The sequence below is a fragment of the Rhizobium sp. FKL33 genome (assembly GCF_005222915.1).
In the GTDB taxonomy this organism is placed as follows: Bacteria; Pseudomonadota; Alphaproteobacteria; order Rhizobiales; family Rhizobiaceae; genus Rhizobium_E.
On record NZ_STFX01000006.1, the window covers coordinates 38,776 to 53,881 of the forward strand.

A 15,106-nucleotide genomic window follows, 5' to 3' on the forward strand; every position below is an offset into this window, starting at 1 on the left:
GTCAATATACCCCGTTCAGTTCCAGCAAGACCCGCATCCTTCTCACGGCAAGCTCCGGATCGGCAAGCAGATTTGCCTGGTCCGCCAGCCGGAAAACCTCGGCATAGTGGAGGATGTCGCGGCTCGACTGGAAGCCGGCCGGCATAATGAAATGCCGCTGGTGGCCATTCAGCCAGGCGAGAAAAGCGATGCCGGCTTTATAGAAGCGGGTTGGCGCGCGGAAGATTTCACGGCTGAGCGGCACGGTTGGCGCGAGCAGGCGGTGATAGGTTTCGAGGTCGCCGGTAGCAAGAGCGTCAAGCGCCTGCGACGCTGCGGGCGCGATTGCGGCAAAGATGCCGAGAAGCGCATGCGAATAATGCTGGCCATCGCCGGCGATCAGGTCGGCATAGTTGAAGTCGTCGCCGGTGTAGAGCCGCACGCCGTCTGGCAGACGGGCGCGAAAACCCTCTTCATGCGCCTGGTCCAGCAGCGAGATCTTGATGCCGTCTACCTTACCGGGATTCTCGCGGATGAGGCCGAGAACAAAATCGCTGGCTTCCGCGACGTTCTCACTGCCCCAATAGCTCTTGAGCGCGGGATCGAACATGTCGCCCAACCAATGCAGGATTACGGGCTCGCGCGCGCCATCAATCAGCCGCCGATAGACGGCGCGATAGATCTCGGGGCCCGCGCCCATGGCGGGAAAGGCGCGGGACGCCATCAGAATCAACTGCCCGCCGGCGGCCTCTATGGCCTCGGCTTGCGTCTCATAGGCGGCGGCGATCTTGTCGGCGGTGGTCAGGTCAGCAGGAGCCAGGTGGTCTGTGCCCGCCCCGCAGGCGACGCGCGGCATCATCGGATGCGCCTTGGCCGCCGCCATTGTGCGTTGGATGAGTTCCAGCGCCGTCGGCCAGTCGACGCCCATGCCCCGTTGAGCGGTGTCCATCGCCTCTGCAAGCCCCAGGCCCTGATCCCAGAGGGAGGTGCGGAAGGCGAGCGTGCCGTCCCAGTCGACCGCCGGACGCCCATCCCAGGGATTGCGTTCGCGAAGCGGGTCAGAGACGACATGGGCCGCGGCAAAGGCGGTGCGAGTCAGCTGACGGGTGGGCGCACGGAGTGTCAGAGGCGTTCCGGTCAGACGATAGTCCTCGATGCGGCAATCGGCAGTGGGCAGGGCGATCATTGCGGGTATCCTTGAGTTTGGACGGGGAGGTCGAAGACGAGAATGCCGTCGAGTCCGCCCTCGGCTTGAGCAACCAGACGCGCCCCGAAGCGCTTGTGATCCGGGTGTAGCTGATAAGCTTCGAGCGCCGCCCAATCGGCGAAATCGGCGACAAAACCGTGCAGATAGCCGCGTTCGATGCGCTCCGGGCTTTCGCTGCGGCCAGAGGTGATCGACAAGAGACCGGGCAGCTTGCCTTCGATCCGATGCAGTTCCGCGAAGAGGTCGTCGATGACGGCAGCGGACACCGTCGACTGGAAACGAACGAGCACGATGTGGCGGATCATGACATGGCTCCGTGCTCGGCCTTGATCATGTCGGCAGCCTTTTCGGCGATCATGATGGTCGGCGCATTGGTGTTGGAGGAGATAAGCGTGGGCATGATCGAGGCGTCGATGACGCGAAGGCCTGCGACGCCATTGAAACGCAGCCGCGGATCGACGACGGCTGCGGGATCCGCCCCCATCCTGCAGGTCCCGGCAGGATGATGATCCGTCTTCGAATGGCGGCAGGCATAATTGAAAAAGTCCTGATCGCTCTGGACATCGGGTCCCGGAAGCCGTTCGGCCTTCACAAAGGGCTTCAACGCATCCTGACGCATGATGTCCCGGGCCATCTTCAAGCCGCGGATCGACATATCGCGATCATGCGGATCAGCCCAGTAGTTGGGATCGATCAGGGGCGCGGAGAGCGGGTCGGCCGATGCGAGCCGGACAGTGCCTCTCGAGCGCGGCCTGAGATAGGCGGAATTCAGCGTCACGCCGCCATTCGCCATGGCCGCGACGCCCGCCTCGATGCCGGAGCCGAGGCCGAGATGGAACTGGATATCCGGCGACCGCGCATCCGGATCGGCATACCAAAAGCCGCCGGTCTCGAACAGGCTCGAGGCGACCGGACCGCGCTTCGTCAGCAGGTATTGGAGACCGGCCAGCACGGAGAGATGCGGCTTGGCGAAGCGGTCATAAGTGTGAGGTCCGGTGCATTCCGCAATCACGAAGAGATCAAGATGGTCTTGCAGATTGGAGCCGACACCGGGCTGGTCAAAGACAACGGGGAGGCCCAACGAAGCGAGGTGATCCGCCGGTCCAATCCCCGACAGCATCAGGAGGCGCGGGCTGCCAATCGCGCCGGAGGAAAGAAGCACCTCCCGGCCTGCCCTGATCACGCCCTCGCCTGCGAGCTCGACGCCGATTGCCCGGCCGCTTTCAACGACGAGCTTCAACACCTGCGCATTGGTGCGGACGGTCAGATTGGGCCGCCGACGCGCGGGATTGAGATAGGCGATCGACGCCGATGAACGGCGAACATGGCGTTGCGTCAGCTGATAGTATCCGACGCCATCCTGCTTTTCGCCCGTCATGTCGCCGTTGAAGGGGATGCCGAGCTCTGCCGCCGCCTTGAAATAGGCCTCGCAGATCGGCAGGGGCGCCACGGGTTTGCTGACCCCGAGCGGACCGCCCTTGGCATGATAGCGATCGTCGAAACTGTCGTTGTCTTCGGCCTTGCGGAAATAGGGCAGCACATCCTCGTAGGACCAGCCTTCGCAGCCCATCTGACGCCAGTCGTCATAGTCGAGCGCATTGCCGCGGGTGTAGATCTGCGCGTTGATGCTGGAGCCGCCGCCGATAACCTTGGCCTGGGTGTATCGGATCACCATGTCGTTCATGTGCCGCTGCGGAACCGTGTTCCATCCCCAGCTACCGATGCCCTTGGTCATCTTCGCAAAGCCCGCCGGCAGATGGTAGAAGGGATGCCAGTCGCGCCCGCCGGCTTCGAGCAGCAGCACGTTGAAATCGGGATTTTCAGAGAGCCGCGCCGCGAGCACCGATCCCGCCGAACCGCCACCGATTATAATGAAATCAATATCTTTTCTCATAACATTCTCCTAGAGGCGGGCTAGCGAAAGCCCGCCGTCGACGGGGATCACCGCGCCGTTGGCGAAGGCAAAACGCCCTTCCGCAAGCGGCGCGACCACGCTGCCGATATCGGCAGGTTGCCCCCAGCGCTGCGCCGGAACGAGCCCGCCCTCGATCCGCGCCGTGTATTTGTCTTTCACGCCGGCGGTCATTTCGGTTTCGATGATGCCGGGCCGAAGTTCGAAAACGCCAATGCCGTGCGGCGCGAGCCGAAGCGCGAAGAGTTCCGCCATCATGCCGGCGCCGGCCTTGGAGATGCAGTATTCCGCCCGCTCGATCGAGGCCATGCCGGCGCTCACGGATGTGACGAAGATGATCGAACGGTAGGTCTCGGATGGAGCCGCCAGCATGCGCGCGGCAACGGCCTGCGCAAGAAAGAAGGCGCCGCGCAGATTGACGCCGAGCACGAAGTCGAAGCTGTCGGGCGCCAGCGCCAGCATGTCGCCCCGCACCTTCGCCGGCACGCCGGCGTTGGACACCAGGGTGGTGACAGGTCCCAGGCGCGTTTCGACGATGTCGAGAACCGATCCGACATTGCCGATATCCTGCAGGTCGTGACGGACATAGATCGCCGCATCCCCCAGTTCCTTGAGCGCCGCCGCCACTTGCGGAGTATCCTCCTCGGAGCGAGACGCCAATGCGACCCCGAACCCGGCGGCGACCAGTTCGCGGGCGATGCCAAGGCCGATGCCCTGCTGCCCTCCGGTGATGAGTGCGACCTTGCTCACTGGCTGAACTCCGTTTCGATGATATGGCCGCCTGATCGCAAGGCGAGCGCTGCGATCGTCAGGGCCGGATTGACTGCGGCCGAGGTCGGCAGGATCGATGCGTCGACGATGAAGAGATTGCGGTGATCGTGACTGCGCCCAAAACTGTCGACGACGCTCGTCATCGGGTCACATCCCATGCGGGCGGTCCCGCATTGATGCGATGGTGTGCGGCGATCGAAAGCGCGGGAAAGCACGACCGGATAGCCCGCCTTGCGCAGGAGACCCTTGAGTTTGTCGACGAGGGCCAGATGGCCTTCCCAGTTCGACCGCTTCCAGTCGAGCACGATCCGCCCATTCCGAACTTGCACGCGGCTTTCCGGATTGGGCAGATCTTCCGACATCGCATAGAGATCGATAGAACGCGCTGCGATCCAGTTGGCGATCTGGCGCGGCAATGGCGAACTTGCGGCGAGGATGGGACCAGTGATCTTGCCGAGCAGCTGGATATTGCCGAGCGGCTCGCCATTGGGTCCACCCGTCAGGTAGAAGTCGTTGACCATCAGGGTCTTCTGGTAAACGGACGGATTGCGCCGAAACGGATGAAGCGCCAGGACGGCCGAGCAGTTATGGTTCATGAAGTTGCGACCGACCTGATCGGATCGGTTCGCCAGACCCTGGGGATGCCGCTCATCGACCGATGACAGCAAGATAGCGGCGCTTCTGACGGCGCCGGCGGCAAGAACCACGATGGGCGCCTTCAGAACTCTGCGTTCGCCGCGGTCCAGGATTTCGACGCCGATGATCCGGCCGCCCTCACCTGCCAACAGGCGGGTCGCCTCACTCCCCGTCGAAAGCACCACGTTTGCATGGCGAAGCGCGAGCGCGAGGCTCACCGTCTCCGCATCCTTCTTGCCGCCGCAAGTATTCGGATAGGCGTCCCAGGTCGTCGCCCCATGCTTGAGCCAATGGTCGATATCGACTCCGAGCGGCAGGGACGCCGGATGAAGCCCGACCGCGCTCAGGCGACGGCGGAGATCGGCGATGACAGGCTCGTCGGGCACGGGCCCGTGATCGTACGCGCCGGAATGGGCCGGTTCCGTCGGGTCTTCGCCGAGCGCGCCCCGGACCTCGAACAACCGCTCGGCCTGCTGATACCAGGGCTCCAGGTTTTCATAGGCGATCGGCCAACCCGGCGTCGTTCCGCCCATGTGCCTGAGCGGGGAGAAATCCTCGCGCCGGTAACGCAACAGAACTGCGCCATAGAATTTCGAATTTCCGCCGACATTGTAGTAGTTGCCGGGATTGAAGAGCTGGCCGTCGCCATCCAGCCATTCTTCCTTCGGCCTGAAATGCGCCTTGGCGAAGATGGCCTCGGCGTCCCGGTCCGCCGCAGAAGGGCGCAGTCTCTCGCCCTTCTCGACGATCAGGATCTTTCGCCCGGTCGGGGCAAGCTGCGCCGCGAGTGTCGCGCCACCCATGCCCGATCCAATGATGATGACGTCGGCATCTGTCATGGACGAATCCGCTCTTCCGTCTTGGGATCGAAGGCGACGGCCTTTTCCATATTGATCGCGAAGTCGAACTCGCCGCCACCGGCGATGTCAACATCCGCCCGCATGCGGGCGATCACGTCCTTGCCGCCAAGCCCCATGGTGACGAATGTGTCGGAGCCTGCGGGCTCGGTGACGATCACCCGGTTTTTCAGGCTGACGATGTTCTGTGACTTGCGATCGGCGCCCTCCGGATCGGTAATCGCCTCAGGGCGGATGCCGAGCAGGATGTCGCGCCCTTCATACGAGGCGAGCCCCGGCTGACTGAAGGCGAGCAAGCTCTTCGAACCGTCGCCCAGCATGACTTCGGCATGCGGCCTGCCATCGCGGACGACGATCCTGGCCGGCACGACATTCATCGCCGGGCTTCCCATGAAAGTCGCGACGAAGACGTTGGAGGGCGTGTCATAGATTTCCTTCGGCGTGCCGAGTTGCTGGATATAGCCCTTGTTCATGACCGCGATCCGCGTCGACAGCGTCATGGCCTCGATCTGGTCGTGCGTGACATAGACGATCGTGCGCTTGAGCTTGGCGTGCAGCTTTTTGATTTCGGTGCGCATGTCGACGCGCAACTTGGCGTCGAGGTTAGAGAGCGGCTCGTCGAAAAGAAAGACGTCGGGATCGCGCACAAGCGCCCTGCCCATGGCGACGCGCTGCCGCTGGCCGCCGGAAAGCTGGCCGGGCTTGCGATCGGTGAGGTGATCGATCTGCAGCAGCTTGGCGACTTCGGCGAGGGCCCTGTCACGGTCCGCCTTCGGCACGCCATGCATCTCGAGACCGAAGGTTATATTCTGGCCGACGGTCATGTTCGGATAGAGCGCATAGGACTGGAAGACCATCGCGATGTTGCGCTTGGACGGGTGCACTCCGTTGATGACCCGGTTCTTGATCGCGATCTCTCCGGAAGAAATGCCCTCGAGGCCCGCGATCATCCCCAAAAGGGTCGACTTGCCGCAACCTGATGGACCGACGAGCACGAGGAACTCCCCCTCCTCCACCGAGATGTCGACGCGATGCAGGACTTCCAGCTGTCCGTAGGACTTGGTGACGTGTTTGATGTCGAGAAAGCCCATGATCTTATCCTTTGACTGAACCGGCCATCAGTCCGCGCACGAAATAGCGCCCGGCGACGACATAAACGAGAAGGGTGGGAAGGGCGGCGATGATCGCGCCTGCGAAGTGGACATTGTATTCCTTCACGCCGGTGGACGACTGCACCAGATTGTTGAGCGCCGCCGTCATAGGCTGGCTCGCGCCGCCGAAGGAAACGCCGAACAGGAAGTCGTTCCAGATATTGGTGAACTGCCAGATGACGGAGACGACGGTGATCGGACCGGAAACCGGCAGCAGGATGCGCCAGAAGATCCGGAAGAAACCCGCGCCGTCGATCTGCGCCGCCTTGACCAGTTCGGTGGGGAAGGTCGCATAGTAATTTCGGTAGTAGAGCGTGGTGAAGCCGATGCCGTAGACCACATGCACCAGCACGAGGCCTGGAACGGAACCTGCGAGCCCGAGCTTGCCGAGCACCAGCGCCATGGGGATGAGCACGATCTGGAACGGGATGAAGCAGGAGAACAGCATCAGTCCGAAGACGATGGTGTCGCCGCGGAAGCGCCATTTGGTCAGGACATAACCGTTGAGTGCGCCGACGATGGTCGAGATGGCGACGGCCGGAACGACCATCAGGATTGAGTTCAGAAAATAGGGCTTCAGTCCCGTCGGCGACACGCCGATCTGGGCCGTCGACCAGGCCGAGCGCCAGGCGTCGAGCGTCCAGATTTCCGGCAGCGCCATCATATTGCCTCCAGTGATTTCGGAGAGCGGCTTCAGCGAGTTGATGCCCATCACATAGAGCGGCAGAAGATAGAAGAGCGCAAAGAGGAGAAGCACGAGATAGATGAAGACGCGGGTGACTCGACCTGTCCTGACGGCGGTGTCCTGGCTAACGGCGGACATCAGTTCTTCTCCTTCAGTTCGGCATAGAGATAGGGGACCATAATGGCGGCGATGGTCATGAGCATGATCACGGCGGAGGCGGAGCCGACGCCCATCTGATTGCGGGTGAAGGTGTAGGAATACATGAAGGTCGCGGGCATTTCGGTCGCGCGTCCCGGCCCCCCGCCGGTCAGCGCGATGACGAGGTCATAGGACTTGATCGCGAGATGACTGAGGATCACGAAGGCCGACAGGAAGGCCGGGCGCAACATCGGGATGACGATCCGGCGATAGAGTTGGAGGCTCGATGCGCCGTCGATCTGGGCGGCCTTGAGGATTTCGTTGTCGATGCCGCGCAGGCCCGCCAGGAACATGGCCATGACGAAGCCGCTGGTCTGCCACACCGCCGCGATGACGATGGTGTAGATCGCCATGTCGTTGTCCTTGATCCAGGTGAAGGAGAAGCTCTCCCATCCCCACAGGCGCATGATCCGTTCCAGCCCGATCCCGGGGTCGAGAAACCACTTCCAGGCGGTTCCGGTGACGATGAAGGACAGCGCCATCGGATAGAGATAGATCGGACGCAGCAGCCCTTCGCCGCGGATCTTCTGGTCGAGGAAAATCGCCAGCATCAGGCCGATCGCCGTGCAGACGACGATATAGAGGCTTGCAAAGATCGCGATATTGCCGATGGCGATATGCCAGTTTTCCTGGGCCCAGAGCCGGCTGTAATTGGTGAAGCCGACGAAGTTGTAGATGGGCAGCATCTTCGAGCCGGTGAAGGACAGCACGATGGTGAACAGGATGAACCCGTAGACGAACAGCAGAATGACGGCGAAGGATGGCGCCAGAACCAGTTTCGGCAGCAAGTCCTGGATGCGCGTGCGCAAGTCGGCCCGGGTCGAGCTTGTCATGAGGGTTCTCCCTATGCGTATCGGATGGTTCGGCGCCATCATGGTGATGCGGATGGCGCCGGGGTGCCGCGAGCGATGACGAGGCCGCTCGCGAGGGGAGCTTACTTCGCGGCTGCGACCGCTTCGGCGAGCGCCTTGGCAGCCTCTGCGCCATCCTTGAAGCCGCCATTGAAGGCCTTGGTGACGACGTCATAGACGGCGTTCTTCACTGCAGCGGGCGCAGCATGACCATGAGCCATGGAGCCAAACAGAGTCCCCGCGGAATTGGCTTCGGCGAGATCCTTCATCCCCTTCTTTCCGCAATCGTCGAAAGCGGCGTCAGGCACGTCGGTGCGGGCCGGAACCGATCCCTTGACGACGTTGAAGGCCGACTGGAATTTCGGGCTCTCGATCGAAGACGCCATGGCCATCTGCGCCTTGATCTTGTCTTCTCCCGAAACGTTGAACATCGCGAACTGATCGGAATTGAACGTCACGGCCCCCTGCGTTCCGGGGAAGCGAATGCAGACGAAGTCTGCGCCCGGCTTCTTGCCGGCCTTGAGGAATTCGCCCTTGGCCCAATCGCCCATCATCTGCATGCCGGCCTTGCCGTCGATCACCATGGCCGAGGCAAGATTCCAGTCGCGGCCGGAAAAGTTGTCGTCTACAAAGCTGCGCAGCTTGATCAGGCGGTTGAAGGCGTCCGCCATGTCGGGACCGCCCAAGGTCGCCGGGTCGAGATCGATGAAGGCCTTTTTGTAGAAGTCGTTGCCCTTGGAGAGCACGACGCCATCGAAAACGGTCGCGTCCTGCCAGGGCTGACCGCCATGGGCGAGCGGCGTGATGCCGTTCGCCTTCATCTTGTCGAGAACGGCGACGAGTTCATCCCAGCTCTCCGGCGCCTTACCGCCGGCTGCATCGAGCGCGGCCTTGTTGATCCACACCCAGTTGGTCGAATGAACGTTGACAGGCGCCGCGATCCAGTGGCCGTCATATTTGGAAAATTTCTGCAGCGCTTCCGGCACGACCTTGTCCCAGCCCTCGGCATTTGCGACCGGGTCGAGATTGCCGAGCGCGCCCTGTTCCGCCCAATCGAGGATGTCGAAGCCGAGCATTTGAACCGCAGTCGGCGGGTTGCCTGCGGTGACGCGGGCGCGCAGCGCCGTCATCGCTGCTTCGCCGCCGCCGCCGGCGACCGGCATATCGACCCAACCGATGCCCTTGGCGTTCAGATCCTCCTTCAGAACGTTGAGGGCCGCAGCTTCGCCGCCCGAGGTCCACCAATGGAGCACCTCGACATCGGTGGCGTGGGATATTCCGGCGGTGCTCGCGAGCATGGCGCCGGTGATCAGCATGGTCTTGAAATGGCTTCGCATGTCATCCTCCTGTTTGATGCGTTGCTTTCAGTCGTTCCGGAAGTCAGTCGCGGACCCAGTTCGGCCTTGTTCGGCCGATGCGCATCACGACGGATTTGATCTCCAGGAATTCGTCGAGGCCGTAGCGGCCATTCTCGCGGCCCTGCCCGCTTTGCTTGAAGCCGCCGAAAGCGACTTCCGGAAAGCCGTCCATCCACGTATTGGTCCAGACGGTGCCGGCCTCCGCGCGGCGCGCAAAAGCGAGGCAGGTGTGGACGTTCTCGCTCCAGACGCCTGCGGACAGGCCGTAGGAAGCGTCGTTGACGAGAGACACCGCCTCTTCCAGTGTTTTGAAGGTCAGCACCGCGAGCACGGGGCCGAAGACCTCCTCGCGGGCGATCGGCATATCCGGTCTGACATTCGTCACCACGGTTGGGGCAAAGAAATCGCCAGGCAGGCCGGGGTGGTGAACGGCCTCCCCGCCGAGCGCCAGCTTGGCGCCAGCGGCCACCGCATCGCGCACATAGGCGGAGATCTTTTCCTTATGGGGCGGCGAGATGATCGCGCCGACCTGGGTTTCGGGATTCAAGGGATCGCCGAAAGCAACCTTGCGCGACAAGGCCACGACCTTCTCAACCAGGACGTCGGCGATGGCTTCATGGACGATGATGCGGCTGCCGGAATTGCAGCATTCGCCCGCGTTGAAATAGACGCCGAAGGTGATCGCATCTGCTGCGGCGTCGAGATCGGCGTCTGGGAAGACGACCTGCGGGTTCTTGCCGCCGAGTTCGAGCGCCACCTTCTTCAACGTCTTCGACGCAGCGGCGCTAATCGCCTTGCCCACGGCGGTGGAACCGGTGAAACTGACCATGTCGACATGAGGATGTTCCGCCATCAGCGCGCCGACCGGTTGACCGAAACCAAGCACAATGTTGACCACGCCGGCAGGCAATCCCGCTTCGATCAGCAACTCTCCCAGCATCACGGTAGTCGAGGGCGTCATTTCCGAGGGCTTGATCACGCAGGTACAGCCCGCCGCAAGCGCGAAAGGCAATTTCTGGCTGAGAATCCAGAAAGGGAAGTTCCAGGGCGTGATGATCGAGACGACGCCGATCGGCTCCTTCAGCACGACGGCAAGCATGTCCTCGCCCAACGAATTGTGGCTGTCGCCGTGCAGGGTGCGGGCCAGAGCCGCCGCATAGCGCCAGAGATCGGCGGCGCCGGAGACTTCGCCGCGAGCCTGGGAAATCGGCTTGCCGCTTTCGAGCGTTTCAAGCAGCGCCATACGCTCGACATTGGCTTCGATGAGGTCGGCGATCCTGAGCAGCAGCGCGGAGCGTTCCTTGCCGGTCGCGCGGCTCCACTTGCCATCGTCGAAGGCCCGACGCGCCGCGGCAATTGCGGCGCCGGTCTCAGCCGCGCTGCCACGCGCAGACCGGCTGGCGACGATGCCATGCGAGGGGGAAATCCTGTCGAACGTCGCGCCGTCGGCGCTGTCGCGCCAGATCCCGTCGATCAGGTGGCGGCCCTCGAAGGGCGCTATCGGCAGCGGATGGGCGACGGCGGCGGTCATGGTCATGTCGTTCATGTCATTCTCCCGAAAATGCGGGTTTGCGTTTCGCCCTGAAGGCGGCGACACCTTCGTCGCGGTCGGCGCTCGCGGCGATAGCCGCGCTGCCGAGCGCCTCGATCATCGCGCCGCGATCTTCTCCCCGGCCCGCATGGATCATGAATTTCGCCAGTTCGACGGCGCGCGGAGACAGGGAGAGAACCGATTGGGCGATGTTTCTGGCCGCCTGAACTGGGGTCGCCGAGACCTCGGCCACGAAACCGAAGGCATGGGCGCGCTCGGCGGAAATCCGCCGGCCGAACAGCGCCATCTCCTTGAGGATTGGTTCCGGCAGCAGCCGACCGAGGCGTTGCGTCCCCGACCAGCCGGGCACGATGCCGACATGCGCTTCAGGAAGCGCGAGGGTCGCATGCGCCGCCATGACCCTGATATCGCAGGCGGCGGCAAGCTCCAGACCACCGCCAAAGGCATGGCCTCCGATTGCGGCGATGACAGGCTTCGACAGGCGTGCGAGACGATCAAAGACCCGATGTCCATCGCGCACCCAATGGCGGGCGAATTCCGCAGGGCCCAGATCTCCCCAGGCGTTGATGTCAGCCCCGGCGCAAAAGGCGCGCTCGCCCTCAGCCGTGACGATGACGCAGCCGACGTCACGCATACGCTCCAACCGGTCGAGATGGCCGGTCAACTCCCCCAGCATCCCCACAGTGAACGCATTGAGTTTGGCCGGATTGTCGAGCCGGATCTCGGCGACGCCTTCGGCAATCTCCAGGTGAACGGCGCTCATGGCGTCCACCCCATCGGTTCCTTCGATAGAAGCGTTGTCGAGATCGCCTTCGCATCCGGCGCGACCCTCACCCGCCCCTTCGACGCCGAGACGATGTCGCGCTCAGGCTCGATCCCCGGCATGATCTCGGTGGCGACGAGCCCGCTTTCCGACAGGCGCATGACGCAGCGTTCGGTCACATAGAGAACGTCCTGACCCTGCTCTCGCGCTCTGCGACCCGAAAATGTGACATGTTCGACCTGATCGACCATCTTCGTGAACTTGCCGGGACTGCGCACATGAATGCCATTTTCGGTGAGTTCGACGGCGGCGCCGGCTTCGAACCAGCCGGAGAAAACGATCTTCCTGGCATGCGCGGTGATATCGACGAAGCCGCCGCATCCGGCGGTCAGATAGGGTTTCTTGCCAAGTTTGGAGACGTTGACATTGCCCTCCACATCCACCTCCAGGAAGGACAGGAAGGAGACATGGAAGCCGCCGCCCTGGAAATAGATGAATTGCTGCGGCGAAGGCACGAAGCCATCGGCGTTCGAGGCGCAGCCGAAGGCGAAATCGGTGAGCGGCATGCCGCCGACGGCGCCCTGCTCGATAGCCCAGGTGACGGCCTCGGGATGCCCTTCCTCGAGCAGGATGCGCGGCACCTGCGCACTGATGCCGAAGCCGAGATTGGCGGTCATGCCGGATTTCAGTTCGAGCGCGGCGCGGCGCGCAATCACCTTCTCGACGCCGTGCGCCGCGAGTTCGAAACTCGACCAGGGCCGCATGATCTGGCCCGAGATCGCCGGATCATAGAGCGTTTCGCAGGTCTGTTTCTGCTCCGGATCGAGGACGACGAGGTCGACAAGATGGCCAGGCACGCGCACGTCATGTGGACGAAGGCTGCCGGCGGTCGTCATTCTTTGGACTTGCGCGATGACGAGGCCGCCATTGTTGCGGGTCGCGATCGCCTGTTCGAGCCCGCCGAGATAGGCGCCCTCATATTCGTAGGTGAGATTGCCGCGCTCATCAGCCGTCGTCGCCCTGAGAATGCAGACGTCCGGATAGATATTGGGGAAATGCAGCCAGGTTTCACCGGCGAAGTCGATGCGACTGACGATCGGGCGGGCGGATGCGCTTGCATTCATCGCGCAGCCTTCCCGGACCGGATCGACGAAGGTGTCGAGACCGATGCGTGTCAGCACGCCCGGACGGCGGGCCGCGGCTTCGCGGTGCATGTCGAACATGATGCCGGAGGGGACGTTATATGCCTCGACCCTGTTCTCGACGACCATCTTCCATATCTCGGGCATCGGCAGGCTCGACGGGCCCGATGGATAGGAGCCTGCCAGCACACGGCTGATCAGGCCGTCTTTGGCGATATGGTCGATGCCTTTCACGCCATACATATCGCCGGCGGCGATCGGATGCAGCATGGTGAGATTGCGCGGATGGCCCTCAGCATCGAAACGGCGACCAAGGGCGGCCAGAACGAGGTCCGGGCAACCAAGCGCGGATGACGAGGATACCGTAACGACAGCGCCATCGGGAATGCGCGACACGGCTTCTGCTGAAGCGACAAGCTTGTTCAATGGAGATCTCCATAATTGACGTCGATCCGAACGCCGCGGGCGGCGGCGTCGCGAACGGCAAGGGCGACCGCGAGCGACTTCACGCCGTCGAGGCCCGTTGCCGCCGGCTCGCCATTTCCAGCGACCGCCGTATGGAACCGTCGGATACTTTCCTGGTACAAATCATGGCGGTCAAAGCCGATCGGCTCGCGACCCGACGCCGTCACCAGTTCGATGGAGCCGATCGGGTTCTGCGTCATGACATCACGGGCGAAAATCGAGCCATGGGTTCCGTGCACTTCCAGACCCGAGCCGGCAAAGGGATGGGTGAAGCTCTCATGGCTCATCGCCATGGCGCCGGACGGCATAGTCCAGACGGACATAGCGGAATCCTCGACCCCCTCCCCGAGCCCGGAACTCGCCATCTGCGCCACAACCGATACCGGATCTTCACCAAGCAGAAAGCGGACGACATCGGCATCATGGACGGTGATGTCAGGAATGACGCCTCCACCGGAATCCGGCGCATTGATCCGCCATCCCTGAAGATGCGGCGGCAGGAAGACAGCGTGATGCAGACGCAAGGAAAGCACCCGGCCGATCCGGCCTGAGGCGATCAGTGCGCGCACAGCACGATGACTACCGGAGCAACGCAGATGGTGATTGGTGGCGAAGACGAGCCCAGCTTTTTGAGCGGCGCGCACCATGGCGACCGCATCCTTCAGAGTTAAAGCCAAAGGCTTCTCACAGAGCACATGCTTTCCGGCCGTCAGCGCGGCCAGCGCCTGCGGCAGATGCTTTTCATTGGTCGTTGAGATGTAGACAGCTTCGACGTCGTTGTCGGCCAGAAGCTCGGCGAGATCGCTGCCAGACGCCGGCATCCGATGTTCAGCCGCGAAGTCGCGGGCGCGCTCCGCCGATGCGCTCATGATGCGGACGATCTCGCCACCTTGCGCGCGGATTGCTCCGATCATGTATTGCCGCGCAATTGTACTGGCTCCGACCAGGGCCCACCGCATTCAAAACTCCTCCCGAGCTGCATATTTTGGATCGTTCCAATTCTTATGGAACGATCCAAATTGACAGTCAAGAGTCTTTTTCGATGAAGGCTGCGTTCAGTGTTTGTGGTTGAATTCGTGGACGCCCGTTCAGCCCGCCATCAACCGAGCCGCTGACCACATGCCCGAGGCGAATACCGAATGGGCCAGAAGTCCCCATGCGCGTTCACGCCAGGGATGATCGACCTTCGCCAGAGCCCATCCCAGCCCCATGCCCGGGAACAGCAGAAACCACCCGGCTGCGATCGTCAGCAGGCCGAACAGCCAGATCGGCAAGAAGCTCGGCTGGGCAAACCAATCGGGGCCCGCCAGAAGAGCGAAGACGACGCCGTAGAAAATCCCGATTGCGTAATGGAACGACCATCCAATCGCCGTCTCCGCGGGGACGGGCGCCGCCTGCGAGATATCGTCGTGAAAAATCTTGGGCATATGGCCGACCCAGCGGCCGACAAAGCCCCAATTCGCTTTGGGTCTTGCAAGCAGACGGTTCAGAATGAGGTCCAGCGCGTCCATGGCGACCGTGCCCGCCACCCCGATCAACACGCCCTTCAGCAACAAGTCCATGGTCGTCATGTCTTCCC

The 15,106-nt window shown here is 62.6% G+C and carries 14 protein-coding genes; all 14 read right to left on the bottom strand.

From position 1 onward, the window contains the following. Position 1: 1 nt before the first annotated feature. The 14 genes from E8Q41_RS03850 to E8Q41_RS03915 all read right to left on the bottom strand — a co-directional run bounded on the left by E8Q41_RS03850 (position 2) and on the right by E8Q41_RS03915 (position 15,098). Positions 2–1,165: a dihydrodipicolinate synthase family protein gene (locus E8Q41_RS03850; protein ID WP_137154195.1), complete on the bottom strand. Its 1,164-nt coding sequence runs from the start codon at positions 1,163–1,165 to the stop codon at positions 2–4. After that, complete coding sequence (locus E8Q41_RS03855) at positions 1,162–1,491, bottom strand: Dabb family protein (RefSeq protein WP_137154196.1); 330 nt, start codon at positions 1,489–1,491, stop codon at positions 1,162–1,164. Before E8Q41_RS03855 ends, E8Q41_RS03850 begins: the two co-directional genes overlap by 4 nt. Further along, positions 1,488–3,080, bottom strand: coding sequence for a GMC family oxidoreductase N-terminal domain-containing protein (locus E8Q41_RS03860; protein ID WP_137154197.1), 1,593 nt, complete (start codon positions 3,078–3,080; stop codon positions 1,488–1,490). The genes E8Q41_RS03855 and E8Q41_RS03860 overlap by 4 nt, the downstream gene beginning before the upstream one ends. A gap of 9 nt (positions 3,081–3,089) precedes the next feature. Next, a complete protein-coding gene (locus E8Q41_RS03865) occupies positions 3,090–3,848 on the bottom strand; it encodes a 3-ketoacyl-ACP reductase (protein WP_137154198.1) in 759 nt (252 codons plus the stop codon). Then, positions 3,845–5,344 (bottom strand): GMC family oxidoreductase, encoded by a 1,500-nt coding sequence (locus tag E8Q41_RS03870; protein WP_137154199.1) that lies wholly within the window; start codon positions 5,342–5,344, stop codon positions 3,845–3,847. The genes E8Q41_RS03865 and E8Q41_RS03870 overlap by 4 nt, the downstream gene beginning before the upstream one ends. Continuing rightward, complete coding sequence (locus E8Q41_RS03875; protein WP_137154200.1) at positions 5,341–6,453, bottom strand: ABC transporter ATP-binding protein; 1,113 nt, start codon at positions 6,451–6,453, stop codon at positions 5,341–5,343. The genes E8Q41_RS03870 and E8Q41_RS03875 overlap by 4 nt, the downstream gene beginning before the upstream one ends. A gap of 4 nt (positions 6,454–6,457) precedes the next feature. After that, on the bottom strand, positions 6,458–7,336 hold the full coding sequence (locus E8Q41_RS03880) for a carbohydrate ABC transporter permease (protein ID WP_137154201.1): 879 nt from the start codon (positions 7,334–7,336) through the stop codon (positions 6,458–6,460). Next, positions 7,336–8,229 (bottom strand): sugar ABC transporter permease, encoded by an 894-nt coding sequence (locus tag E8Q41_RS03885; protein WP_137154202.1) that lies wholly within the window; start codon positions 8,227–8,229, stop codon positions 7,336–7,338. The genes E8Q41_RS03880 and E8Q41_RS03885 overlap by 1 nt, the downstream gene beginning before the upstream one ends. A 101-nt stretch (positions 8,230–8,330) precedes the next feature. After that, positions 8,331–9,584 carry an ABC transporter substrate-binding protein gene (locus E8Q41_RS03890; protein ID WP_137154203.1) on the bottom strand — a complete coding sequence of 418 codons (1,254 nt, stop codon included), beginning with the start codon at positions 9,582–9,584 and terminating at the stop codon, positions 8,331–8,333. A gap of 43 nt (positions 9,585–9,627) precedes the next feature. Beyond that, positions 9,628–11,142: an aldehyde dehydrogenase family protein gene (locus tag E8Q41_RS03895; protein WP_205910366.1), complete on the bottom strand. Its 1,515-nt coding sequence runs from the start codon at positions 11,140–11,142 to the stop codon at positions 9,628–9,630. 10 nt (positions 11,143–11,152) lie between these two features. Next, positions 11,153–11,920, bottom strand: a complete 768-nt coding sequence (locus E8Q41_RS03900) for an enoyl-CoA hydratase/isomerase family protein (protein WP_137154205.1) — start codon at positions 11,918–11,920, stop codon at positions 11,153–11,155. After that, on the bottom strand, positions 11,917–13,488 hold the full coding sequence (locus E8Q41_RS03905; RefSeq protein WP_137154206.1) for a CoA-transferase: 1,572 nt from the start codon (positions 13,486–13,488) through the stop codon (positions 11,917–11,919). The genes E8Q41_RS03900 and E8Q41_RS03905 overlap by 4 nt, the downstream gene beginning before the upstream one ends. Further along, complete coding sequence (locus tag E8Q41_RS03910) at positions 13,485–14,486, bottom strand: Gfo/Idh/MocA family oxidoreductase (RefSeq protein ID WP_137154207.1); 1,002 nt, start codon at positions 14,484–14,486, stop codon at positions 13,485–13,487. The genes E8Q41_RS03905 and E8Q41_RS03910 overlap by 4 nt, the downstream gene beginning before the upstream one ends. Before the next feature lie 129 nt (positions 14,487–14,615). Then, positions 14,616–15,098, bottom strand: a complete 483-nt coding sequence (locus tag E8Q41_RS03915) for a DUF2938 family protein (protein WP_246660068.1) — start codon at positions 15,096–15,098, stop codon at positions 14,616–14,618. Between the last annotated feature and the right edge of the window lie 8 nt (positions 15,099–15,106).